Annotated in this window: 18 protein-coding genes; 11 read left to right on the forward strand and 7 right to left on the reverse strand. The window is 67.0% G+C overall.

Translation table 11 applies throughout. The annotated features are described in order from the left end of the window. The first annotated feature begins 6 nt into the window (after window positions 1-6). From F8O06_RS08205 to F8O06_RS08225, 5 genes are all read left to right on the forward strand, one after another. Complete coding sequence (locus tag F8O06_RS08205; RefSeq protein WP_158037682.1) at window positions 7-861, forward strand: aldo/keto reductase; 855 nt, start codon at window positions 7-9, stop codon at window positions 859-861. Window positions 862-950: 89 nt separating this feature from the next. After that, complete coding sequence (locus F8O06_RS08210; RefSeq protein ID WP_158037681.1) at window positions 951-1,670, forward strand: DUF6226 family protein; 720 nt, start codon at window positions 951-953, stop codon at window positions 1,668-1,670. Between the two features lie 43 nt (window positions 1,671-1,713). After that, entirely contained in the window at window positions 1,714-2,055 is a 342-nt protein-coding gene (locus F8O06_RS08215) for a DUF6504 family protein (RefSeq protein ID WP_158037680.1), read from the forward strand. A 5-nt stretch (window positions 2,056-2,060) separates the two neighbouring features. After that, window positions 2,061-5,423 (forward strand): DNA polymerase III subunit alpha, encoded by a 3,363-nt coding sequence (gene dnaE / locus F8O06_RS08220; RefSeq protein ID WP_158037679.1) that lies wholly within the window; start codon window positions 2,061-2,063, stop codon window positions 5,421-5,423. 10 nt (window positions 5,424-5,433) lie between these two features. Further along, window positions 5,434-6,279 (forward strand): GTP pyrophosphokinase family protein, encoded by an 846-nt coding sequence (locus tag F8O06_RS08225; RefSeq protein WP_158037678.1) that lies wholly within the window; start codon window positions 5,434-5,436, stop codon window positions 6,277-6,279. A gap of 81 nt (window positions 6,280-6,360) precedes the next feature. Here the strand turns inward: F8O06_RS08225 and F8O06_RS08230 are convergent, their stop codons facing one another. The 7 genes from F8O06_RS08230 to F8O06_RS08260 all read right to left on the reverse strand — a co-directional run bounded on the left by F8O06_RS08230 (window position 6,361) and on the right by F8O06_RS08260 (window position 16,814). Next, the gene (locus tag F8O06_RS08230) at window positions 6,361-7,149 is read right to left on the reverse strand and encodes an isocitrate lyase/PEP mutase family protein (RefSeq protein ID WP_158037677.1); all 789 of its coding nucleotides are present in this window, start codon (window positions 7,147-7,149) and stop codon (window positions 6,361-6,363) included. A 176-nt stretch (window positions 7,150-7,325) separates the two neighbouring features. Next, window positions 7,326-8,117: a CE1759 family FMN reductase gene (locus F8O06_RS08235; RefSeq protein ID WP_225733393.1), complete on the reverse strand. Its 792-nt coding sequence runs from the start codon at window positions 8,115-8,117 to the stop codon at window positions 7,326-7,328. A gap of 15 nt (window positions 8,118-8,132) precedes the next feature. After that, the gene (locus F8O06_RS08240) at window positions 8,133-8,675 is read right to left on the reverse strand and encodes a MarR family winged helix-turn-helix transcriptional regulator (RefSeq protein WP_225733392.1); all 543 of its coding nucleotides are present in this window, start codon (window positions 8,673-8,675) and stop codon (window positions 8,133-8,135) included. Further along, window positions 8,662-9,831 carry an LLM class flavin-dependent oxidoreductase gene (locus tag F8O06_RS08245; RefSeq protein WP_158037676.1) on the reverse strand — a complete coding sequence of 390 codons (1,170 nt, stop codon included), beginning with the start codon at window positions 9,829-9,831 and terminating at the stop codon, window positions 8,662-8,664. The genes F8O06_RS08240 and F8O06_RS08245 overlap by 14 nt, the downstream gene beginning before the upstream one ends. 217 nt (window positions 9,832-10,048) lie before the next feature. Continuing rightward, window positions 10,049-11,341 (reverse strand): polysaccharide deacetylase family protein, encoded by a 1,293-nt coding sequence (locus tag F8O06_RS08250; RefSeq protein ID WP_225733391.1) that lies wholly within the window; start codon window positions 11,339-11,341, stop codon window positions 10,049-10,051. Continuing rightward, window positions 11,311-12,102 (reverse strand): DNA-formamidopyrimidine glycosylase family protein, encoded by a 792-nt coding sequence (locus F8O06_RS08255; RefSeq protein ID WP_158037675.1) that lies wholly within the window; start codon window positions 12,100-12,102, stop codon window positions 11,311-11,313. The genes F8O06_RS08250 and F8O06_RS08255 overlap by 31 nt, the downstream gene beginning before the upstream one ends. Continuing rightward, window positions 12,102-16,814, reverse strand: a complete 4,713-nt coding sequence (locus F8O06_RS08260) for an ATP-dependent helicase (protein ID WP_158037674.1) — start codon at window positions 16,812-16,814, stop codon at window positions 12,102-12,104. Before F8O06_RS08260 ends, F8O06_RS08255 begins: the two co-directional genes overlap by 1 nt. A 132-nt stretch (window positions 16,815-16,946) precedes the next feature. On the opposite strand from F8O06_RS08260, the gene F8O06_RS08265 reads away from it, so the two are divergent. The 6 genes from F8O06_RS08265 to F8O06_RS08290 all read left to right on the forward strand — a co-directional run bounded on the left by F8O06_RS08265 (window position 16,947) and on the right by F8O06_RS08290 (window position 23,233). After that, window positions 16,947-18,422 carry a basic amino acid/polyamine antiporter gene (locus tag F8O06_RS08265; RefSeq protein WP_158037673.1) on the forward strand — a complete coding sequence of 492 codons (1,476 nt, stop codon included), beginning with the start codon at window positions 16,947-16,949 and terminating at the stop codon, window positions 18,420-18,422. Window positions 18,423-18,489: 67 nt separating this feature from the next. After that, window positions 18,490-19,779, forward strand: coding sequence for an arginine deiminase (locus F8O06_RS08270; RefSeq protein ID WP_158037672.1), 1,290 nt, complete (start codon window positions 18,490-18,492; stop codon window positions 19,777-19,779). Between the two features lie 114 nt (window positions 19,780-19,893). Further along, window positions 19,894-20,487 carry a TetR/AcrR family transcriptional regulator gene (locus F8O06_RS08275; protein WP_192496834.1) on the forward strand — a complete coding sequence of 198 codons (594 nt, stop codon included), beginning with the start codon at window positions 19,894-19,896 and terminating at the stop codon, window positions 20,485-20,487. Further along, window positions 20,484-21,392, forward strand: coding sequence for a HEAT repeat domain-containing protein (locus tag F8O06_RS08280; RefSeq protein ID WP_158037670.1), 909 nt, complete (start codon window positions 20,484-20,486; stop codon window positions 21,390-21,392). The genes F8O06_RS08275 and F8O06_RS08280 overlap by 4 nt, the downstream gene beginning before the upstream one ends. Window positions 21,393-21,446: 54 nt before the next feature. Next, window positions 21,447-22,322, forward strand: a complete 876-nt coding sequence (locus tag F8O06_RS08285; protein WP_158037669.1) for a hypothetical protein — start codon at window positions 21,447-21,449, stop codon at window positions 22,320-22,322. 143 nt (window positions 22,323-22,465) lie between these two features. Beyond that, window positions 22,466-23,233: an endonuclease/exonuclease/phosphatase family protein gene (locus F8O06_RS08290; protein ID WP_158031145.1), complete on the forward strand. Its 768-nt coding sequence runs from the start codon at window positions 22,466-22,468 to the stop codon at window positions 23,231-23,233. The last annotated feature ends 174 nt before the right edge of the window (window positions 23,234-23,407 follow it).

Genomic DNA, 23,407 nt, shown 5'->3' on the forward strand with positions numbered 1-23,407 from the left:
GTTGGCATGAGCACTTCCCCCGAGAACACGCAGACCTCGCACACCCTGAACGACGGCACCACCCTGCCGGCGATCGGTTTCGGCACCTACCGCCTGAACGGGCGTGCGGGTGCCGAAACGGTCGCCCAGGCGATCGACAACGGCTACCGCCTGATCGACACCGCCTTCAACTATGAGAACGAGGGCGCGGTCGGCGCCGGGGTGCGCCTCAGCAGCGTGCCGCGTGACGAGATCGTCGTCACTTCGAAGCTGCCCGGCCGCCACCATGCGTTCGACCAGGCCGTTCCCACGATCGAAGAGTCGGTCTATCGCACCGGTCTCGATCATCTCGATCTGCTGCTGATCCACTGGCCGAACCCGCTGACCGACCGCTACGTCGAGGCATGGCAGGCGCTGATCGAGGCGCGCGAGCGCGGGCTGACGCGTCGCATCGGCGTGAGCAACTTTCTGCCCGAGCACCTCGAACGTCTCGAGCGCGAGACCGGTGTGCTGCCGAGCGTGAACCAGATCGAGCTGCACCCGAGATTTCCGCAGCACGAGGCGGTGCGCTGGAACACAGAGCACGGCATCGTCACCGAGGCGTGGAGTCCGCTCGGCCGAGCCAGCGAGATTCTGCAGAACGAGACGCTTGAGCAGATCGCTCACGCGCACGAGCGCACCGTGGCTCAGGTCGTCCTGCGGTGGCACCTGCAGAACGGCGTGGTCCCGATTCCGAAGGCGACGCACTCCGATCGGCAGATCAGCAACCTCGATGTGTTCGACTTCGACCTGAGCGACGAGGATCTCGCCGCGATCGACGGGCTGGCTCGCGAAGACGGTCGACTCAACGGTCAGGATCCCGCCACATACGAGGAGTTCTGAACTCTCGCGATTTGAGAGGAATCGAGCCCGCCTGACGGATGCGGGCGCTGAAGCTGTTGCGGCCGGCGGAAAAACGGAAGAATGGCCCTATGTTCCGGCTCTCACGCTCTGACCGCACCGCGGCGTCACCAGCCGTCGGTCTCAGCGTCTTCAGCGACCCGGATCGATTCGCTCCGCTGCACACGGTGGCGACAGAGCTCATCGAGCATTTGACGTCGGTCTACGACGTGCGTCGTGAAGACGGATTCGCGGTCACCGCCGAACTGCTGAACGCACCGACCGCAGCCGAGACCGTGCGAGCGGTGCGGCTGACACCGAATGACGACGCCTGCGCACCGATGGTGATCGTCCTCACGGACTTCCCAGGTGTTCGGGTATACGCCGGCGCGCTTTTCGACGAGTTCTATCCCTCGTGCGGGTGCGACGCCTGCGCCGAGACGTGGGAGGGCTGCGCAGACGAGCTCAGGTGGCAGACGCTCGCAATCGCAGAGGGCGGCCTCGCCGAGAACGTAAGCGAACCGCGTCGCGCCAGATGGAGCTTCAGCCTGAGTCGCGGCATCGAGAAAGGTATGGGCCAGACTGTCTCCTGGCAGCTTCGCGCTGCTGACGGGTCAGCCGAGAGCAGTCAGCAGTCTCGTGCAGAAGACGTTCCTGACGATCTGCTGGCACGAGCCCGCACCCGACTTGACGTGCTCGGTGCGGCCAGCCCGAACGGCCGGTGGATGCCATGGCCGAGGCGTGATCGGCGCGCGCAGGCGTGCGACCATCAGTCGTCGTTGCCGATGTCGGAGGGCACCTCTACGCTGTGATCATTCGAACATATGTTCGAACCAGTGAGCACAGCAGGAGGCCATGATGCCACGCAAGATCGATGAGGCGATCACCGTCGAGCTCTCGCACGAGGGCGAGCCGCGCAGTTTCGTCTGGCGCCGTTTCGAGTACGAGATCGTCGGGGTGCCGCAGAGCTTCTTTCACCGAAGGCGCTGGTGGTGTGCGCCCCAGTCCTCCCCCGCTGCGAGCGCGGTGAGCGCTCATCCGACGACGAGCGCAGCGGCAACAGCCTGCGCACCCCGCCAGCGCGTCGATCAGGAGCTCTGGCGCGTCGATGCCTCGTGCACGGGCGACGACTTTCACACCTACGACCTGCTGCGCCTGCCTGACGACGGCTGGCGACTCCAGCTCGTCTGGGAGTGACCGGCATGCCTCCGTTCACACACCTGCACGTGCATTCGGGCTTCTCCACGCACTACGGCTGCACCACCCCGAGACGCCTCGCCGAGCTGGCGTCGAGCGCCGACGCCGAACGTCTCGCCCTCACCGACCGAGACGGGGTCTATGGTGCGGTGGCCCATGTGCAGGCCTGCCGAGATGCGGCGCTCGCGCCGATCCTGGGCGCAGATCTCGCCGTGCATGGCAGTCTGGCCGAACCGCTTGGCCGTGTCGTGCTGCTCGCCCATGGCGCAGTCGGCCGCAGCGACTCCACGCAGTGGGCACAGGCCGGGCATGGCCAAGGCTATGCCGCGCTGTGCCGCATGGTGACCGCTGCACACGATCCCGGCCCGAGAGCGCGCCGTTCTTCGGCCCCTTCGCTCAGCCGTGACGCGCTCAGCGAGCTGCTGCGCGAACGGCCGCACCTGAGCGTGCTGCTCGGCCCGTCCAGCGACGTCGGCCGACTGGTCGAGGCGCGCCGGCTGCCCGAGGCTCGTGCGGCGCTGCGCGCCTGGTGCCGACTGGTGCCGCGCGAGCTGCTGGCCGTCGAGGTGGTGTGCTGGCTGGCCGAGCCGGGACAGCCCGGCAGCGTCACACCGGCCACACGGATGCTCTCGCTGGCCGAGGCGCATGGGCTCACGGCCGTGCTCACCAATCAGGTTCGATACGGCGAGCCAGATGAGGCAGCCACTGCAGACATCTCAGACTCTGCGCGTACGCTGCTGCCGCTCGACGACCTCGACCGCGACCGTCGCCTCACCGCCACCGGACAGGCCTGGCTGAAGCCGGCCTCCGCCATGCGGCGCATTGCCCGCATGGTCGTCGACGTGAGCGACCACACGACCACCGCGACAGATCTGCTCGCCGCCACCGAGCGTCTCGCCGAACGGTGCACGCTCGACCCCGAAGTCGATCTCGGCTGGGGGCATCCGCGCATGCCAGAGGCCGGTGTGATCGGAATCGAAGGAGACCCGATGCGCGCGCTGACCATGCGCGCCAGAGCTGCTGTCCCCGATCGGTACGCCCAGGCAGACCCCGCCCGCCTGCATGCGGTGCACGATCGTCTCGATCATGAGCTCGCCGACATCGAGACGTTGGGGTTCGCCCCGTACTTTCTGACCGTCGCCAAAGTCGTCGACCTGATTCGCGAGATGGGGGTGCGGGTGCAGGCCCGTGGGTCTGGGGTCGGCTCGATGCTGAATTATCTGCTGCGCATCTCAGGCGTCGAACCGCTCGACAATGGGCTGCTCTGGGAACGTTTTCTCTCGCCCGAGCGCCGCACGCTGCCCGACATCGATCTCGACGTCGAGTCTGCCCGGCGCCATGACGTCTACCGGCGCATCTTCGCCGAGTTCGGCGACCAGCGGGTGACGCTGATGTCGATGACGAACACCTATCGCTCCCGTGGCGCGGTGCGCGATGCCGGGCTCGCTCTGGGCATCGAGGCCGAGCGCATCGACGCGATCGCCAAAGAACTGTGGAGGTTCAGCGCCGGCGGCTTTCGGCGGGCGCTGGCCGAGAAGCCCGAACTCGCCGACTTCGCCGAGCAGGTGCGCACCAGCCCGCAGCTTGATCTGCTCGTCGACGCCACCGAGCGTCTCGACGCACTGCCGAGACACATCTCCATGCATCCCTGCGGGGTCATTGTCTCCGATCTCTCGCTGCTCGACCGCACCCCGGTGCAGCCCTCGGGCATCGGGCTGCCCATGTCGCAGTTCGACAAGCACAGTGTCGACCCGATGGGGCTCATCAAGCTCGACGTGCTCGGCGTGCGAATGCAGTCAGCGATGGCCTATGCGGTGAGCGAGGTGAACCGGCTGCACGAGACGCCGCTCGATCTCGACGCCCTGCCGCTCGACGACCCGGCGACCTTCGAGACGATTCGCTCGACGCACACCTTGGGCATCTTCCAGATCGAGTCACCAGGGCAGATGGAGCTGGTCGGCAAGCTGCAGCCCGAGCAGTTCAACGACCTCACTGTCGACATCAGCCTGTTCCGGCCCGGCCCGATGAAGAACAACATGCCGCTGCAGTATCTGCAGGCTCGTCACGGCGAAGTGTCTCCGGCGGTCATTCACCCGCGCATCGATCCGATTCTGCGAGAGACGATGGGAGTCGTGGTCTTCCACGAGCAGGTGATGCGTCTGCTCGACGAGCTCACCGGCTGCGGTCTGGCGAAGGCCGATGTGCTCCGCCGTGCAATGGCCGACGATCAGCAGCTCGACCAGATCGAGCAGATGGTCTTTCGCAATGCGTCGCTGCGAGGCATCCCGTCGTCGGTGACCGATCGTTGCTGGCGGATGCTGCGGGGATTCGCCAGCTTCGGCTTCGCGAAGGCGCATGGTGCGGCCTTCGCCCTGCCCACCTATCAGTCCGCCTGGCTGAAGACCCATCATCCGGCCGAGTTCCTCGCCGGTCTGCTGACCCACGACCCGGGCATGTGGCCCAAAGACCTGCTGCTCTCCGAGGCACGTCGCCTGGGCGTCCCGCTGCTGCCGCTCGACGTGCAGCGTTCCGGGCTCGACTACCGGGTCGAGCGGCTGCCCGACCGCCAGGCCCCGAGTCTGGGCATCCGGGTGTCGGTGGCCGAGCTGGTCGGCAGCACTCGAGCCGAGCAGGAGCGACTGGTCGCGCATCAGCCTTTTGCGAATCTGCAGGACTTTCGCGATCGCGTGCGCCCTCGTCGCAGCACGTTCGAGGCACTGGCCAGAGTCGGCGCGCTCGACGCGTTCATCGGGCATGATCCCAGACGACGTCATGAGCTGCTCGCTCTGATCAGGTCGATCACCGCCACACCCATACGCATTCCGCCTCGGCAGCTGGCCTTCGACCTTGATCTGCCGACCATTCATCATGCAGCGGCGCCCGTGACCGACCTGCACGCGCGCACCCAGACCGATCTTGAGATCGAGCATCTCGGCATCGGCGTCGAGCACCACGTGGTCTCGCGCTTCCACCCGCTGTTCCGGCGTTTGGGCGTGACCCCGGCGCGTGATCTCGTCGGCCTGCCCGGTGGCAGCGAGGTGCTGGTAGCCGGGGTGCGCCGTGCGACGAACACTCCTCCGATGCGCGGAGGCCGCCGAGTGGTGTTCGTATCACTCGACGACGGCACCGGGGTGAGCAACATCGTCTTCTTCGCTGAGGCCCAAGAGCGCATCCGCAGCGGAGTCTTTCGCACCCAATTGATGCTCGTACGAGGAGTCACCCGCCGCAGCGGAGCAAGAGGCATCAGCGTCACGGGGTCGATGGCGTGGAATCTCGTCGACGTGCAGGCGCAGCAGCAGACCGACGACCGGGGCTCAAGAACCCTGCAGCAGCGCGATCCACAGTCTCTGCTGAGAACGGCAGGCTAACGTGTATCTCATGACCGCTGACTACGAGCTCGTACCTCGCATCGCCACCCAGGATCTGACGCTGCTGGGCGACGACGACGTCGCTCACTGGCGTCATCTCAGAAAGCAGTTCACCGGCTTTCTGCTGCAGTACAAGTTCGCCATCGACGAGGTGCTCACCAAAGTGAACATCCTTCGTGACGAGTTCGCCCACCTGCACAGCGAGAACCCGATCGAGCACGTGAAGTCCCGGCTCAAATCGCCAGAGAGTCTGCTCGACAAAATCGAGCGCAAAGGCATCGCTCCCGACTTCGACTCCATTCGCGCCGAGATCACCGACATCGCCGGCGTGCGCATCACGTGCAGCTTCGTCTCTGACATCGAACAGATCTACCGCGCTCTGCTGCGCCAAGACGACCTCACCGTGATCCAGGTCAAAGACTATGTGCATCAGCCCAAGCCCAACGGCTACCGAAGCCTGCATATGATCGTCTCGGTGCCGGTGTTCCTCTCGTCAGGCACGGTGCCGGTGACCGTCGAGATTCAGATCCGCACCATCGCAATGGACTTCTGGGCATCGCTCGAGCACAAGATCTACTACAAATACCGCCACGACGTTCCCGAACAGATCGAGCGGCAGCTGCACGAGTCAGCTCAGCAGGCCACGGCCCTCGACGAGCTCATGGCCGACCTGCACCAGCAGGTGCACGATCTCGACGCTGCAGAGACGATCGACGACGACCTCGATCTGTTCCACTCGCATCCGCGAGACAGCCACGCGGCGACCAACACCGAGACCCCCGGCCTGCCGCTGCGCAGCCATCTCATCAGCCGTCTCGCAGACCTGCGTCAGAGGTACGGCCGCGACGCCACGTGAGCCTCACCCGAGACTCGCCTGCCTGACCCTGCTCGGCATCGTGGCGCCGCAGAAGCCCTGCCGCCACACGCTCAGGCGCGGTCAGTTGAGTTCGGGGGTGTCTTCTGGGATCACGCCGTCGTCATAGAGGCTGTTGCCCAGATCACGCAGTGCGCGCAGCGCATGCCGCTGCGTCATCGGCCCGTACGAGATGCGTGCCACACCCAGCTGTTCGTATTCCCGGGCACTCAGCGCACCTGGCAGCCCGATGACGCTGAGGCGGCCTTCTCCGATGCCGTCCACCAGCCGCTCGGTCGTCTCACGGTCGAGCACACCGGGCACGAAGACCAACGCCGCTCCGGCGTCGAGGTAGGCCCGGCCGCGTGAGATCGCATCGTCGATCACGACATCGATCGGTCGTTCACCGCCGAGCACGAACGCGTCGGTTCGTGCGTTCAGCTGAAAGTCGACTCCCGCGCTCTCCCCCGCGGCGACCACACGACGCACCGTCTCTGCTGATTCGTCCACGGGTCGCAGCCGATCTTCGATATTGGCCCCCACCACGCCGATGTCGATGGCACGACGAACCGTCTCTGCGGCATCGCCATGCCCGTCGTCGAGATCTGCGCTGACGGGCAGGTCGGTCGCGGCCACGATACGGGCCGTCGCAGCGAGCAGCAGGTCGAGCGGAATCTCACCGTCAGAGAAACCATGACTGGCCGCGATGGAGTGCCCCGCTGTGGCCAGGGCCTGAGTGCCGGGCAGGTCTGAGACCACTTTGGCCGTGATCGCATCCCACACATTGACGACCCGCAGAATGCTCGGGTCACGATGCAGCGCCCTGAGCGTCTCGGCTCGGCGTGCGGTCTCGTCTCTCGTCGTCTCGCTCATGGTCTGCACCTCTCGTCCAGGCGGCCGATCCGGTTGAGTCAGCCGGTTGTGAGCCGACGTCTCGCCGTCGACTCATGTGCCACGAGGCTAGCCCCACCGATGCGCATCCTCACAGGGTGTCCTCTCTGCGCGAACACCGTATACAGCGAGCAGTCAGTCGACCGACCTGGCCGTGGTCACTGGCCGCCGGCGGCCAGCCGCATCATGTCCGAGTCGAAGTCGAGCCCGGCAGACGCGTCACTCGCCGCACCTGCATCTGGGTCTCTTGCCTTCTCGGCCGCCGCCTGCTCGGCGACCGATCCGAACTCGTGCTGATAGTGCGGCCAGGCGCCGCCGGTGATCGCACGCGCGACGTCGCTGGCCAGCAGTGCGACCAGTTCGTTGGCCGCACGGTCGAGTCTGCCGCCGAGGCTCGCCGAGCCCCAATCCTCTGACGTGCTGAACACCGAGGTCGGAATCGTCAGCGCGCGGAAGAACGCCATCGTCGAGCGCAGCTGCTCGTCGACCACGAGTGCGTGCCGTGCGGTGCCGGCCGTGGCCAGCAGCGCGGTCGGCTTCGCCAGCAGCAGATCCTGATCGAGAATGTCGAGAAAGCTCTTGAGCAGCCCGCTCATGCCCGCTTTGTAAATCGGCGTCGCGACCACGATCGCGTCTGCTGGGGCCAGGTGATCGATCGCCTGTGCGATCTCGGCGCTCTGCAGGCCGCTGATCATCGTCTGCACGATCTGCTGCGCCAGCGGGCGCAGCTCCACCTGACGCACCTCGACGGTCACCTGCGCCGCCTCGGCACGCTGCAGCACACGCCGCACGAACTGATCGGCCAGCAGGTGCGTCGACGACGGCTGCGACACCCCTGCGCTGATCACCACGATCTTCCGTGTCTGATCGGCGACCGCGTCCTCGTGCCGACCCGTCGTTCTCATCTGCCCTGCATCGCTCTGCTCGCTCGTCTCGTCCACTGCAGTCACCTCACTCGCCTCGACTCATCTCTCATCGTCTTCGTCGACCGATCGAATCAGCCGCCGCGTCAGATCGCGCAGCTGCTCCAGCTCCGCGTCGCTCAGCGCCGCACTCAGGCGTTCGGCCACCAGCCGCCCATGTCTCCGGCCGACCGCCCGCTGCACGCGGCGGCCCTCCTCGGTCAGCGTGACGCAGACCCGCCGGCTGTCGTCCGGCATCCGCTGCCGACTCACCAGACCACGACCGACCAGACGGTCGACGAGACGTGAGAGCGTCGGCTGTGTGAGCATCACGCTGGCGTTCAGCCTGCCCATGCTGAGCCCGTGCGGCTGCTTCGCGAGGGTGTAGAGCACGTCGTATTCGTTCAGCGACGCCTGCTGCCAGATGTCGTCGGCCTCGAAGACGCGCAACAGCCGGCCCTGTGCGCGGAACAGCGCCTCCCACGCCTCGTTCGCGATGCGCGCCGACCCGTGCGCTGTGCTTCGGCCGTCATCTCGACTGTCGGTGGATGCCCCGGCGTCGGCCATCACATCGGCGCCGGTCGCGAGCGGCTCAGCGGCGCGCATCTTCGGTGTCCAGGTAGGGCGAGCCGCCGGTGACGTTGTCGCCGCGGTTGGCGTTCGGGCGAGGCTGGCGCGGTTCGGCGTCGCCGTACTTCGCCCGCACCAGCGAGGCGTGCGTCGGGGCATCAGGCACGTCGGGCGCCCGACGTGCGGCCAGCTCGCGCCGCAGGACCGGCACGACCTCGCTGCCCAACAGCTCGATCTGGTCGAGCACCGTCGTCAGGGGCAGGCCGGCGTGATCCATCAGGAACATCTGCCGCTGGTAGTCGCCGAACGACTCCCGGAAGGTGAGCGTCTTGTCGATGACCTCCTGCGGGCTGCCCACGCTGAGCGGCGTCTGGCGGGTGAAGTCCTCCATCGTCGGCCCGTTGCCGTAGACCGGCGCATTGTCGAAGTACGGGCGGAATTCGCGCACGGCGTCCTGCGAGCGCTTCGCGATGTAGGCCTGCCCGCCGAGGCCGACGATCGCCTGGGCCGCCGTGCCGTGCCCGTAGTGCTCGAAGCGCTGCCGGTACATGCGGATCAGCCGCATGTAGTGCTCTTTGGGCCAGAAGATGTTGTTGGCGAAGAAGCCGTCACCGTAGTAGGCCGCCTGCTCGGCGATCTCAGGTGTGCGGATCGAGCCGTGCCAGACGAAGGGCGGCACGTCGTCGAGCGGTCGCGGCGTCGAGGTGAATCCCTGCAGCGGCGTGCGGTACCTGCCCTGCCAGTCGACGACGTCCTCTCGCCACAGCCTGTGCAGCAGGTTGTAGTTTTCGAGGGCCATCGGCAGCGACTCGCGAATGTCTTTGCCGAACCAGGGGTAGACCGGCGCGGTGTTGCCGCGTCCGAGCATCAGATCCATGCGTCCGTCTGAGAGATGCTGCAGCATGGCGTACTCTTCGGCCAGTCGCACCGGATCGTTCGTGGTGATCAGCGTGGTCGACGTGCTCAGCACGATGCGCTCGGTCTGTGCGGCGATGCTGGCGAGCAGCGTGGTCGGCGCCGACGAGAAGAACGGCGGGTTGTGGTGCTCGCCGATGGCGAAGACGTCCATGCCGACCTCTTCGGTCTTCTTCGCAATGGCGACCGCCGCTTTGATGCGCTGCGCCTCGCTGGGAGTCTCACCGCTGACCGGGTCGCGAGTGATGTCGCTGACCGAGAAGATTCCGAACTGCATGACTGCCGCCTCTCATCGTGTGGCCGAGGGATGCCGCGGTGCAGCAGCGATCTCGGTGATCGGTGCGGCATGTCTGGGTGGCATGTCTCGGGGTATCTGCTTGGTGCCATTCTACTTGTATCAGCAACCTATGCAAGTGAATAGATATTCCCGGCGAAAGCAGGTGCCGATCCTCGGTTGCAGATGCACGCGTGCGTCACTCCGACCGGCACAGGCATCACTGGGCCAGCACCGCCTTCACGGTCGCGAGCTTCATGCCGTAGTCGATGCGCACACGCGGCAGTGCGAGCTTGTCACTGCCCTGGTGCACCGTTCCCCCGGCGACGGTGACTGCAAGATCGAATCCTGCCTGCCGTACACCCTGCTCGGCGACGGCATTGTGATGGCCGAACGGATAGGCGATGACCTCCTTCGCACCGAGGATGTCGGCCGAGGTCTGCAGATCCTGTGCCACGGCTTGAGCCGACTCGTTCACCATGCGACCCTTGCCGTTCGCCCCGGCACGGTGCATATCGTGCGTGTGCGAGCGCTGCAGCACGAAGCGGTTCGGCGTCGCCTCGGTGCGCGCGCTCGTGATCACGAACGACGTCGCCAGAACCTGATACCGCTCGACGATCGGCGCGGCGAGTTCGAGCCACGATGAGTCTGCGTCGTCATCGGTGACGATCACCGACTTGCGCGGCAGCGCCAGACGCCCGTCGATGAACGCCTCGAGCTCATCCCAGGTCGGCAGGTAGTACTCGTTCTCGGCGATATAGCGGATGTGATCCTCGAAGTCTCCGATGTACGCATAGTTCAGGCGCAGCCAACCGCGCTCCCCCTCCGGCTTCGCCGTGAACTGGTGATACATCAGAATCGGCACCCGCACGTCGGCCGCACGCACCGCATCCGGCGTCTGCCACGCCGCATGCAGCGTGCGCTCGCCGTCAGCGCAGTCGACCAGATGCGCTCCGTTGATTCGGGCGCGCTGATCGGCGGATGCGGCGCTCGCGGCATCTGCATACCAGCCGGCGAACACCCAGCCGGTTCGATCCGGCACCGGCAGATCACGATAGAGCTCGCCGGCGACCTCGGTGACCACAGGCTCCTGCACATCGTCGCCGACGAATGAGATCTCGCAGCGATCGGCACCAGCAGCGCTGCAGCCCCGTGTCGCCACCGAGTTCGGCGCATCAGCTCCATCAGCTCTGGCGCCCCCAGACACGCCTCCCTGGGCCAGCGACGAAGGCTCCGAGCCGACGCTCGGAATCAGTGCGCCCACGACGAGGAGCACCGCAGTGAGCGTGACGAGAGCCGCCGTCAGCAGACGGATCTCGGCGAGACGATGCCGACCTCTGGCATGTCGGTACTGTCTGCGACGCTGCACCTCGCCCATTCTGGTTCCCCTCCGCCCGAATGCCGCCGTGCAGCCGGGCCGCCCCAAGTCTGCCTGAGACCAGCGCGAAATGGTAGCAACCGGCTCGGCGGCCGACGGCCCGGTCAGCCCCGACTCGGCTGACAGCTCGGGCACCAGTACACATCGCGCAGGCGCGTCGCATCGGCACCGAGACGGTCGAAGCGGATCTCCTCGCCGCATCGGCGACAGGGCAGGCCGGCGCGAAAGCAGACATAGAGTCGTTCGCCGCGCCGGCGGTTGCCCGTCGTCGTGCGTTCGACGCGGTCGCGGTTCGCACGGATCATCCGTGCACCGAGGCGCAGCACAGCCATGGCGTCCACCTGATTCGCCGGGGTGTGCGGGTCGACGCCACGCAGAAAGCAGATCTCATTGCCGTACTCGTTGCCGAACCCGGCGACGTTGCGCTGGTCGAGCAGAGCGACGTGCACCGGGCGCACATCGGCTGACAGCCTCTCGGCGGCGACCTCGAGGCCGCCGTGATCCCACTGCCGCTTCAGCGGGTCGGGCCCGAGATGGTCGATCAGCAGGTGCTCTTCGGCGCGCGGCACGACGCGAACCTCGGCGAGTTCGAAGCCGACCGTCACGATCGTCTCAGTGGCCAGCACGGCTCGTGCCTGATAGCCGGGCGAGCGCCAGCGCTGTCCGGGCCGGTATCGATCCCAACGCCCCTCCATGCGCAGATGCGAATGCAGCGTGTAGTCGCCGATGTGATGCAGGATGTGCTTGCCGTAGCAGGTCACACGGTCGACCCGGCACCCGGCCAGATCGACCGTCGCCGCCCGCGGCACCCGCACATCGAACCGGGTGAGCGTCTGCCCGTGCAGCGCCTCGTCGAGCGCACGTGCGGTGCGGTAGACAGTGTCTCCTTCTGGCATCAGCGCACCCGCCTGCGTAGTATCAGGCCCCGTGGCGTCTCTTCGAACCCGGCGTCGATCAGCGGTCGCCGCCAGGCCGAGCCGCCGACGGGCTCGCCGTCGATCTTCAGCACGGTGAACGTCGCCAGGTGTCGGCTCTGCACGGTTTCGACCAGGGAGCGTGCTGCGGACTCGCGGCGCGTCTGTCGCTGCGCCGGGTCGTCGGCCGAGGCCGCTTCTGCTGAGACGAACGAGACGGCGGTGCGACCGCCCCGCTCAAGGTAGAGCACAGGCTCGCCGTCGACGATGGTGACCAGCGCGCCAGGGTTGCGCTTCGGACGCCCCGAGTCTGCCGATTCCGCTTCTGGCCAGGGCAGTGCCGCCCCGAACGGGTTCGCCGGATCGGTCGCCGACAGCGTCAGCGCCTGCCCCGATGACGAGACGTGCAGATCTGCGAACTCCCGCAGTCGATCGACGGTGCCCGATGCCGCGAACTGGGCTCCGCCGAGGCCGTCGATCAGGTAGCCGCGACGGCAGTAGCCGCCGCGCTCGAACTCGGCAAGCAGCTGATACACCTGGGCGAAGCCGCCCGGAAATCCCTCGGCCACGACAGACCCGCGCGTCACCACCCCGTAGCGATCGAGCAGCAGCCCCGCCTGCGCCGAGAGACGCTCTGCCCGCTCGGCCGTGCTGTGCGGCACCAGCGCCCAGCGACCGGCCAGTCTCGGTTCGGTCGCAGCGGCGTGTGCGGCTCCGGTGCGCATGCTCGAATCGCCCCCGCCGACGGTCTGGTCGTGGGCTCTGGCCTCGCGCACGCGCGCGAACGCGCCCCGGCGGATGCTGCGGCCGGCACTCGGGCGAGTGCGCGTCTTCTGCGCGGCATGGGTTCCGCTGACCGTCGCCCGCAGCGGACCGAGGCTGTCGGTCGTGATCGCTCCGGCCCATGCGAGCTCCCAGACGGCGGCGGTCAGCTGCCCGGTCGAGAATTGTGCACCCCGTGCGATCAGACGCTCACGCAGTTGGTGGGCGAAGAGCGCGCCGTCGTCGCCGAGCACGTCGGCGATCAGCTGTGACAGCCCCGATGGCTTGTCGCTGCCGTCGGAGTCATCGGAGGTCTGCCGTGTGAGATCGAGGGTGTCGGCCAGATGCAGGCTGACGCGCCCGTCATGACCCGGCAGCTCGCCCTCCCCCACCCACAGCACCTGACCGGAGGCGATCAGCTCGTCGAGCATCGCGGGTGTGTAGTCGGCGACACGCTGCGGCAGCACCATCGTCTCAAGTGTCGAGGCAGCCAACGGCAGACCGGCGAGCTGTTCGATCACCGAGAGCAGACCGTCGAGACCTCGCTGCTGGTTCGAGCAGCCCTGCCAGTCGCTCAGGAACATCGCGAAGGCGTGCTGCGGCACCGGTTCGATACTGCCGCGCAGCTTCGCCAGGGTGCGCGACCGCAGCCGACGCAGCACGTCGCGATGCACCCACTCGACGTCGTCATCGAGGTCGGCGGCGGCCGCGTGCTGCGGGCGGAATCGGCCGCGCAGGAGCAGCCCTTCGACGACGAGACGCTCCAGAGCACCCCGCACCACCGCCGTGCCCAGCCCGAAATGCGTGGCCACCGCTGGTGCGGTGAACGGTCCGTTGGTGGCGGCCCACCGCACGACCAGTTCGCGCAGCGGATCGGAGACAGGCTTCGTGTGGGCATCGGCCACGCCGACCGGCAGCGCTGTGCCCAGTGCGTCGCGCAGCAGGCCGGCGTCTTCGACGGCCGCCCAGACCTCGGCGCCGGCGATGCGCACACGGATCACCCGTCGCGCATTCTCGAGTTCGCCCAACAGCTCGGCTGCCGCAGGCGACGCCTCGGCGAGACGGGCGTGCACCTCTGCCGTGCTCAGCGGCCCGAGCATCCGCAGCAGGTCGGCGACGCCCTCGACACCGTGCACACGGAAGGCAGGAGCCGTGCGCTGCAGCTCGGCCTCGACGTCGGTCACCGCCTCTGGGTCGAGCAGTTCGCGCAGCTCCACCTCGCCCAACAGCTCGCGCAGCAGCTGCGGGTCGACCGTCAGCGCAGCGATGCGGCGCTCGCCCAGGGGCTGATCGCCCTCGTACATGAACTCGCCGACATAGCCGAAGAGCATCGACCTCGCGAAGGGCGAGGGCAGCTCGCAGGCGACCTCGCGCAGACGCACGCGACGCGAGTCGACACGCTGCATCAGACCGACGAGCGCGTCGATGTCATAGACGTCTTGCAGACACTCGCGCACAGTCTCGAGCACGATCGGAAACTGCGGATGCCGTGCGGCGATCTCGAGCAGTCGGGCCGAACGCTGGCGCTGCTGCCACAGCGGTGACCGGCTGCCGGGTTTGGACGCCCCGAGCAGCAGCGCTCTCGCGGCGCACTCGCGAAAGCGAGCTGCGAAGAGCGCAGACCCGCTCACCTCGGCGGTGACGATCGAGCGGATCTCGTCGGGGTCGAACACGAAGAGCTCCGCCCCCGGCGGCGTGCTCTCGGTGTCAGGGATGCGAACGATGATGCCGTCGTTGCTCGCGATGGCGCTGCCTTCGATGCCGAGCTGCTCTCTCACCCGTGCGGTGACGGCCAGCGCCCACGGTGCATGCACCGCCTGGCCATAGGGAGATTCGAGCACCAGTCGCCAGTCGCCCACGTCGTCGCGGGTGCGTTCGACCGTGAGCGCCCGATCAGTCGGCACCATACCGGTCGCCTCGCGCTGTTCGGACAGATAGGCCAGCGCGTTCTGCACCGCTCGTCGATCGAGCCCGGCTTGCTGCAGCCGTTCGGCGGCTCCATCGTCTTCGAGCCCGCGCAGCATCTCGCCGAGAGCCTCTCCGAGTTCGGCCGGCCGAGCGGCGCTGTCACCGCGCCAGAACGGCATGCGACCTGGCTGCCCGAAAGCGGGCACGACGTTGACGCGGTCATGCGTGATCTCGCGAATGCGCCACGAGGTCGTGCCCAGTGTGAAGACGTCGCCGACACGCGACTCATAGACCATCTCTTCGTCGAGCTCGCCCACTCTGGTGCCGCCGCCCTCGTCGCCGGTCACCGCCACGACCCGGAACAGTCCGCGATCGGGAATCGTTCCCCCACTGGTGATCGCCAGCCGTTTGGCGCCTGGTCGCGCTTCGAGCGTCTGGGCGTCACGATCCCACAGCACGCGTGGGCGCAGCTCTGCGAACTCGCTGGACGGATACCGCCCGGAGAGCAGGTCAAGAGTGGCCACGTATGCGCTGCGCGGCAGCGATGCGAACGGCGCCGCACGTCGCACGGTCTCGAACCAGGCTTCGACGTCAAGCGTCTCGACCGAGGCCGCGGCCACCGTCTGCTGAGCGAGCACGTCGAGCGGGTTCGCCGGCATGTGCAGGTGTTCGATCTCGCCGGCGAGCATACGCTCGGTGACGATCGCGGTCTCAAGCAGCTGCTGGCGATGCGTCGGATAGAACACCGCACGCGAGATGCCGTCGACCTGGTGCCCCGCTCGTCCGACCCGTTGGAGTCCGCTGGCCACTGACGGCGGGGCGTCGATCTGCACGACGAGGTCGACGAGCCCCATGTCGATGCCGAGTTCGAGGCTCGACGTGGCCACCACGCACCGCAGCCGCCCGCTCTTGAGCGCCTCTTCGACTTCGGCTCGCTGGTCTTTCGAAACCGACCCATGATGCACCCGTGCCAGCGGTTCGACCTCGTCTTCGGCGCTCTGCAGCTGGGCGTCCAGCTCGTTGAGCCGGGCGGTGACACGCTCGGCGAGCCGTCGGGAGTTGGCGAACACGATCGCCGAGCGCACGCTCCGGATGCGTTTCAGCAGTGACGCCTCGATCGCCGGCCACATCGACCCCACTCTGTGCTCGCCGTCGTCGTTCGCAACGGCGTCGGGGCCGCTCGAAGCGGCTCCCTCGCCCCGGTCGCCGGCCGGCGCCACGCTTTCGGGCATCGGCGGGTTCGACATATCGTCGACAGGCACCTCGACCGTCAGATCGAATCGCCGACGGCGATCGGGCGCAACCACCTGCACCGGCCGCGAGCCGCCCAGGAATCTTGCGACGGCATCGATCGGACGCACCGTCGCGCTCAGGCCGATGCGCTGCGGCGACGTCTCGAGCAGCCCCTCGAGACGTTCGAGTGAGAGTGCGAGATGCGCACCACGTTTGTCATCGGCGAGCGCATGGATCTCATCGACGATGACCGTGTGCACTGTGCGCAGCGTCTCGGCCGCCTTGCTGGTGAGCATCAGATAGAGCGACTCAGGCGTGGTGATCAGCACATCGGGCGGGTGTGTCACGAGACGGCGCCGCTCTTTGGGCGTCGTGTCGCCCGAGCGCACGCCGACCGTGATCGGCGGCAGTGTCTCACCCAGACGCTCGGCGGCCTGGCCGATGCCGATCAGAGGTGCGCGCAGGTTTCGCTCGACGTCGACGCCCAGCGCCTTCATGGGTGAGACATAGAGAATGCGCACGCCTGGCGCCGCTGCGGTTGCGAACTCAGGCGGGTCGGCATCGGCACGGGCAGATCGGCGCTCGCGCACGAGCCGGTCGATCGACCAGAGAAACGCCGCGAGCGTCTTACCCGACCCGGTCGGCGCCACGACCAGTGTGTGCCTGCCTCGTTCGATCGCCTGCCAGGCCCCCACCTGAGCATCGGTCGGCGCCGCGAAGGCCGAGTCGAACCAGGCTCGGGTGGGCTCGGAGAACGGCGCGACTGCCCCGATCTGTGCGTCCGATGTCATGCAGTCATCCTAGGTGCGACCGCTGACACGGTGTGGCGACGGCTGTCCGCCTGAATTGACCAGTTGCTCAATGTAAGGTGAAACCGACGCCGAACAGGCGGGTTCAACCGATCAGTGCGACAGGAGTGCAGCATGCACGCGACAGAGAACGGGTCACCGCAGGCCGGTGTGGCGCAGAAGCCCGCGTCAGGCACCGGCACCAAAGTCACCGTCGCCACCCTGACCATGATGGTCATCGGCTCGATGGTCGGTGCAGGCGTGTTCTCTCTGCCACGTCGGTTCGCCCAAGAGACGGGTGTGCTCGGCGCACTGATCGCCTGGGTCGTCGCCGGCTTCGGCATGCTCATGCTCGCCTTCGTGTTCCAGCGGCTGGCGAACCGCAAACCCGCACTCGACGCCGGGGTGTACGCCTACGCGAAGGCCGGGTTCGGCCAGTTCGTCGGCTTCTTCTCGGCGATCGGATACTGGGCAAGCGCATGCGTGGGCAACGTGACGTACTGGGTGCTCATCATGTCGACGCTCGGCGCGCTGTGGCCGGCGCTCGGCGCGGGCGACACCTGGGTGGCGATCCTGCTCAGCTCGATCGGGCTCTGGCTGTTCTTCCTGCTCATCAAACAGGGCGTCAAAGAGGCGACCGCCATCAACCGCATCGTCACGATCGCGAAGCTGGTTCCCATCATCGTGTTCGTGCTGATCGCGATCTTCTGCTTTCACCCCGACGTGTTCGTCGACAACCTGATGGGTGCTGACTACGCCGGCTCGCTCATGACCCAGGTGCGTGACACCATGCTGGTGACGGTGTTCGTCTTCATGGGCGTCGAAGGCGCCAGCGTCTACTCCCGCCACGCACAGAAGCGCGAACACGTCGGGCGCGCCACGGTGCTCGGCTTCCTCAGCGTCTTCGCCATCTTCGCCTCGGTGACCGTCGTCTCGTACGGCATCCTGCCGATGGGCGAGATCGCCGCGCTGCGACAGCCGTCGATGGCCGGAGTGCTCGAAGCCGCGGTCGGTCAGTGGGGCACGGTCTTCGTCAGCATCGGACTGATCGTCTCTGTGCTCGGAGCCTACCTGGCCTGGAGCCTGATGGCCGCCGAGGTGCTCTTCGTCGCGGCCAAAGACAGAGATCTCCCCAAGTTCCTCGCCAAACAGACCGGCGACGACGTTCCCGTCAACGCCCTGCTGCTGAGCACCCTGCTCGCCCAGGTGGTGCTCGTGATCACCTACTTCTCTGAGGAGGCATTCGACTTCGCCCTGGACCTGACTGCGGCGCTGTCGCTCATCCCGTACTTCCTGGCCGCGGCCTACGCACTGAAGCTCGTGGTCACACGAGAGACGTATCTGCACGAGCAGCCGCGCCGTCTTGCTGCCGATGCGGTGATCGCCGTGCTCGCTGTCGTCTACACGCTGTTCCTGATCTACGCGGCGGGCCTGCAGTTCCTCCTCATCTCGATGATCTTCTATGCGCCGGCCACGATCCTCTTCGCGATCACCAGACGAGAGCAGCATCGACGCGTCTTCTCGACCGGCGAGCTCGTGCTCTTCGCGGTCGTGGTCATCGGAGCGATCGTCGGCGTCGTCGGCCTGGCGCACGGGCTGATCCAGCTCTGACGCAGCGACCTGGCAGGCCCCTTCTCGTTCCATCCGATCCACGCAACTTCTGAAAGGAACCGACATCATGACAGACTCATCAGAGGGCGCCGCACAGACTGCGGTCGGCAGCGGCCGCTCCGAAGCATACGGAGTGCACTCCGAGGTCGGACGACTGCGCAAAGTGCTCGTCGCCGCACCGGGACTCGCCCACGAGAGGCTCACACCGTCCAACTCCGACGACCTGCTCTTCGACGACGTGCTCTGGGTCGAGAAGGCTCAGCGCGATCACCTCGATTTCAGGAACAAACTCGCGAATCGCGGCGTCGAGGTGGTCGAGCTGCACGAAGTGCTCGCCGAGACGATCGACGTGCCCGGCGCCCGTGCATGGCTGCTCGACCGGCTCGTGATCGCGAACACCGTCGGCATCGGTCTGGTCGCTGCGACCCGCGAGTTCCTCGACGAGCTCGACAGCGCATCCCTCGCCCGATACCTCATCGGCGGGCTCGGCCTGCACGACCTCCCCACCGATCTGCACCCCATGCTCGGAAGCCTCGCCCAGTACACCAAGGGCGCTCGCGAGTATCTGCTGCCGCCGCTGCCGAACACGCTGTTCACCCGCGACACCACCTGCTGGATCTACGGCGGCCTGACGCTCAATCCGCTCTACTGGCCGGCACGCCACGGCGAGACCCTGCTCATGAAGGCTATCTACCTCTTTCACCCCGACTTCGTCGGCTCGAAGGTCTGGTGGGGCGACCCCGAACAGGATTGGGCACAGGCGTCGCTCGAAGGCGGCGACGTCATGCCAGTGGGCAACGGCATCGTGCTGATCGGCATGAGCGAGCGCTCGTCACGGCAGGCCATCACGCAGGTGGCGAAGGCGCTCTTCGACGAAGGCGCGGCAACACAGGTGATCGTCGCAGGCATGCCGAAGCTGCGCGCCGCGATGCACCTCGACACCGTCTTCACCTTCGCTGATCGAGATCTCGCGACCGTGCACCCGGCGATCGTCGACGGCGTGCACACGTTCAGCATCCACCAGAGCGACAAAGCGCCCGGCTTAGAGATCGTCGACGAGGGCGACGCCCGTTTCACCGACGTCGTCGCACGAGGTCTGGGGCTGCCCAAGCTGCGTCTGGTCGAGACGGCGGGCGACTTCTACGCCTCAGAGCGTCAGCAGTGGGACAGCGGCAACAACGCCGTGGCCGTCGAGCCGGGTGTGGTCTTCACCTACGACCGCAACACCCAGACGAACGCGGCCCTGCGCAAGGCCGGCGTCGAGGTCATCACCATCGCCGGTGCCGAGCTCGGGCGCGGGCGCGGTGGGGGCCACTGCATGACGTGCCCCATCATCCGCGACGCCGTCGACTGGTGATCGCAGGCGTTCGGGCAGGAACACTGCTTCAGGTGCTCCTGTCCGAACGCTCCACTCGCGGTATTGATCATCCGGTCAGCACTTGTGCGGGCGACGACGGCTATGGTGGAGGCCATGGTCGGTGTCAGGTTGTCCGAGTCCGAACGCCGTTCGGCCATCGTCCGTGCTGCCCACCGCATTGCGGTGCGCGACGGGCTCGCGATGGTCAGCGGGCGTTCCGTCGCCGCCGAGGCAGAGCTGTCGAGCGGGCTCGTCTACTTCTATTTCTCGACAAAGCTCGGTCTCTTGCACGCCCTGCTCCACGACGTCATCGGACGTGCTCTCGACGGGCCCGCCACAGACTATGGCGCCGACCTCGAACCGCACGAGGCGCTCCAGAGCATGGTCGCCAGCGAGATCCGCGATCTGAAGAGGCAGCGCGATGACATCGAGCTGCTCTTTCAGTTCTTCTTCGTGCGACGTGACGAAGAGTTCCGGTCAGAGGTCAATGCCGGGCTCCACGAGTACGGTCGGCGGCTGCAGCCGGTGATCGCGCGCTTCGCCGCGCTGCACGGCCTCGACTCCCGCAGCATCACCGATGCGATGCTCGCGGCGATCCAGGGTGCGGGAGTCGAGCTCGTGCGGCATCCGCAGGGCTACGACGCCGAGCGCATCATCGCCGGGCTGCGCGACATGCCGCAGTTCTCAGCGGAGGGCTGCTGCCGATGAGCGACGTCCAGGCCCTCCTCGCGACTCTGGCCGATCACGCCGCCCCGCCCGAATCCCGTCAGCGTGCGGCCTTGGAAGTCGGCCGTCTCGCCGATCCTGAGACTGCCCGTCTGCTGGTGCGGCTGCTCTGGGACGAGCCCGAGTTCTTCGTTCGAGAGTCGATCGTCTGGGCCCTCGTGCGCATGGGACGGGGCTTTCTGCCGCAGGCAGCCGCAAAGCTCACTGACAGCCGCGCGCCGGTTCGCGCCCAGGCCGTGCATCTGCTGAGCAAAGTCGGTGCGCCCGAGTACGCCGACGCGGTGCTGGCCCTCTTGGACGACCCGGATCCTGCAGTGGCCGTGAAGGCCCGGTGGATGCTGGCGCAGCTGCACGATCTTCGGCTGCTGCCCCGCCTGATGGCCGGTCTCGGCTCGCACGATCCTCGTGAGCGCGATATGGTCGACCAGCTCATCACCGGTTACGGTGCCGAGGCCACGCCACTGCTCACGACCGTGCTGCGCACCGGCCGTCCCGAACAGCGCGAACAGGCCGTCGAGGTGCTGACCTCCATCGGATCTCCCGATGCCGATGGGGCACTCCCCGATCTGCGCCGTCTGGCCGAACGCCCAGCCGAACTCACCGCAGCGGCAGATCCGGTTTCCGACGCCGACGTCGAGCTCGCCACTGCGGCACTCGTCACAGCCGCGCACCTGCACGGCCCGGCAGCCCAGCAGCTCTTGATCGATGTCTCACAGCGTGCGAAGCCGGCAGGGGAACGATCAGACACCCGCGCCGCCGATCAGGTCAGCGCGGTCGCACGGCACCTGCTGCAGCATCCGCCGAAGCCCACCCCAGCCGATCGGCTGCGCCGGCTTCGCGCCGCCAAACAGGCCGATCGTCGCGCGACCGACTCCGGGGAGGAGTGACGCAGAAGCGCGTCAGGCACAGACCGGATGCCCGCCATCGGGCACAATGGGGCTATGTCCACTGCGCCAGCACCGTTCGGCCTGCTCCTCGATGTCGACGGCCCGATCGCCAGCCCCGTCACCCGCACCGTGCGCCTGCCCGAGATCTCCGACAGCCTCGTCACCCTCGCCGAAGCGGGCGTGCCGCTCTCGTTCAACACCGGCCGCTCGACCGCCTTCGTGAGCCGGCAGATCGTCCCGGCTCTGGTATCCGCCGGTCTCGCTGCCGACGCGACCGGCCTCGCGGTTGTCGGCGAGAAGGGCGGAGTCTGGGCGCAGCTCACGGCCGCAGGCCTCGACGACGAGCAGATCGACGTCGACATGCGAGTGCCTCAGGAGGTCGTCGACTTCGGCCGCGAGGCAGCGGCCGAGAAGTTCGCCGACACCATGTTCTTCGACGATACGAAGCGCACCATGATGACGCTCGAGATGATCGCCGGCAGCGACCATGAGGCATTCCTTTCGGCGAGGGATGCCCTGGTGCGGGATCTGATCGAGCTGCGCGCCCGCCTCGGAGCCGTGCAGCTGCGCATCGACCCCACCGTGATCAGCTGCGACGTCGAGGTCTCTCGCAGCGGCAAGGCGCTGGGTGCCCGTCGCTCGCTCGAGCTGTTGGGCGAGCATTCCGCGCTGCCGAAGCGCTGGTTCACCGTCGGCGACTCCCGCAGTGACTACACCATGGCCGACTGGCTGCACGCGCAGGGCTACGACGTCACCCACGTCGACGTGCAGCCGGGCTCGCCGAGCTCACCGGGCGCCGCCGCCGACGGCACGCTGCACAAACCATATGAGGTCACGACCATCGCCGACCCGCTGGCTCCGGGTCAGCTTCTCACCGACGACGACGCCGGTGCGGCCCTGCTGGGGCGCTGTGTCGCTCTGCTGGGCTGAGCGTCGTCGAATGCGGGCGAAATTACCGACCCTCTGTGACGATCTGGTGAATTCACAGCTGTTTCTGGCCGAAACATGCCCCGCTCGGGCGATCAGAACGGTAGCCTGAAAGCGGTTCTACCCTTTGGAGGCAAACTGTCGTGATGAATGTCGTCAGCTACAACCTGCGCAAGAACCGTGCTCTGTGCGAGCTCGATGATCTCACCCGTCGAACCGATCCCGACGTGCTCTGTCTGCAGGAGTGCGACATCGACTCCCTGCCGACCGAGATCGGTTCGCTGCGGCTTGCAGAGGCCACCCGAGGCAATCGTCTCGGCATCTCAGTCTTCTACCGCGCCGACCGGTTTCGCCTGATCGGATCGCAGACCTACCAGCTCAAGAAGTCTCTGCACGACCGTGTCGCCGCACCCGCTCACGAGCGTCTGGTCGCGACCCGACTGATGGATCTCACCCGAGATCGCGAGCTGATGGTCGCCTCGTTTCACGGGGCCCCGCTCACCGCGCTCAACTCGCTGCGCCGCAATCAGATTCGCACCTCGTTCGAGCGACTCGCACAGTTCGGTGCGGGTCTGCCCTCATTGATGGTCGGCGACTACAACTACCCGTTCTTCCAGCGTCACCTGCAGGAGCGCGTGCGCACGCACGGTTATGAGCTGACCGCGACGGAGCAGCGCACGTATCAGCGCTATCGCATCTTCCGTGGACGCTATGACATGGCGACGTCGACCGGCTTCACGGTCAATCGAGTCACCTCGCTGCCGCAGGGGCTCTCCGACCACCACCCGATTCTGGTGAACGCCTCGTACGACGACTCTATGAGCGCCGCTGCGACGCTCTCCAGCGTCGCGCCGAAGCACGGCCACGGCCCCAAGAGCAACACGCCGACCACCTTCGTTCCCGGTCTCGTCTGAAGCCTGAACTCACCGGTTCTGCCGCGCGTTTCGGGAGCCTCTCGTGATGCGTGCACGGTCGTTTGAGGCTGGCCTCTCGCCATCACGCCGTCACGAGCGGTATTGTGTCATGTGGTCCTGATGTGGTCTGACCACAATCGCTGCCCTCTGGCGCCCGACCGATTCTGACGACGA

The sequence above is a fragment of the Pseudoclavibacter sp. CFCC 14310 genome (assembly GCF_008831165.1).
In the GTDB taxonomy this organism is placed as follows: domain Bacteria; phylum Actinomycetota; class Actinomycetes; order Actinomycetales; family Microbacteriaceae; genus Pseudoclavibacter_A.

Bases quoted from the DNA above. Each gene is read 5' to 3' on its own strand.
- F8O06_RS08225 (WP_158037678.1), top strand. From the start codon at position 5,434: ATGACCGCTGACTACGAGCTCGTACCTCGCATCGCCACCCAGGATCTG.
- F8O06_RS08215 (WP_158037680.1), top strand. From the start codon at position 1,714: ATGATGCCACGCAAGATCGATGAGGCGATCACCGTCGAGCTCTCGCAC.
- F8O06_RS08205 (WP_158037682.1), top strand. From the start codon at position 7: ATGAGCACTTCCCCCGAGAACACGCAGACCTCGCACACCCTGAACGAC.
- F8O06_RS08270 (WP_158037672.1), top strand. From the start codon at position 18,490: ATGACAGACTCATCAGAGGGCGCCGCACAGACTGCGGTCGGCAGCGGC.
- F8O06_RS08210 (WP_158037681.1), top strand. From the start codon at position 951: ATGTTCCGGCTCTCACGCTCTGACCGCACCGCGGCGTCACCAGCCGTC.
- F8O06_RS08255 (WP_158037675.1), bottom strand. From the start codon at position 12,102: ATGCCAGAAGGAGACACTGTCTACCGCACCGCACGTGCGCTCGACGAG.
- F8O06_RS08290 (WP_158031145.1), top strand. From the start codon at position 22,466: ATGAATGTCGTCAGCTACAACCTGCGCAAGAACCGTGCTCTGTGCGAG.
- F8O06_RS08240 (WP_225733392.1), bottom strand. From the start codon at position 8,675: ATGCGCGCCGCTGAGCCGCTCGCGACCGGCGCCGATGTGATGGCCGAC.
- dnaE (WP_158037679.1), top strand. From the start codon at position 2,061: ATGCCTCCGTTCACACACCTGCACGTGCATTCGGGCTTCTCCACGCAC.
- F8O06_RS08275 (WP_192496834.1), top strand. From the start codon at position 19,894: ATGGTCGGTGTCAGGTTGTCCGAGTCCGAACGCCGTTCGGCCATCGTC.
- F8O06_RS08285 (WP_158037669.1), top strand. From the start codon at position 21,447: ATGTCCACTGCGCCAGCACCGTTCGGCCTGCTCCTCGATGTCGACGGC.
- F8O06_RS08280 (WP_158037670.1), top strand. From the start codon at position 20,484: ATGAGCGACGTCCAGGCCCTCCTCGCGACTCTGGCCGATCACGCCGCC.
- F8O06_RS08260 (WP_158037674.1), bottom strand. From the start codon at position 16,814: ATGACATCGGACGCACAGATCGGGGCAGTCGCGCCGTTCTCCGAGCCC.
- F8O06_RS08265 (WP_158037673.1), top strand. From the start codon at position 16,947: ATGCACGCGACAGAGAACGGGTCACCGCAGGCCGGTGTGGCGCAGAAG.
- F8O06_RS08245 (WP_158037676.1), bottom strand. From the start codon at position 9,831: ATGCAGTTCGGAATCTTCTCGGTCAGCGACATCACTCGCGACCCGGTC.
- F8O06_RS08230 (WP_158037677.1), bottom strand. From the start codon at position 7,149: ATGAGCGAGACGACGAGAGACGAGACCGCACGCCGAGCCGAGACGCTC.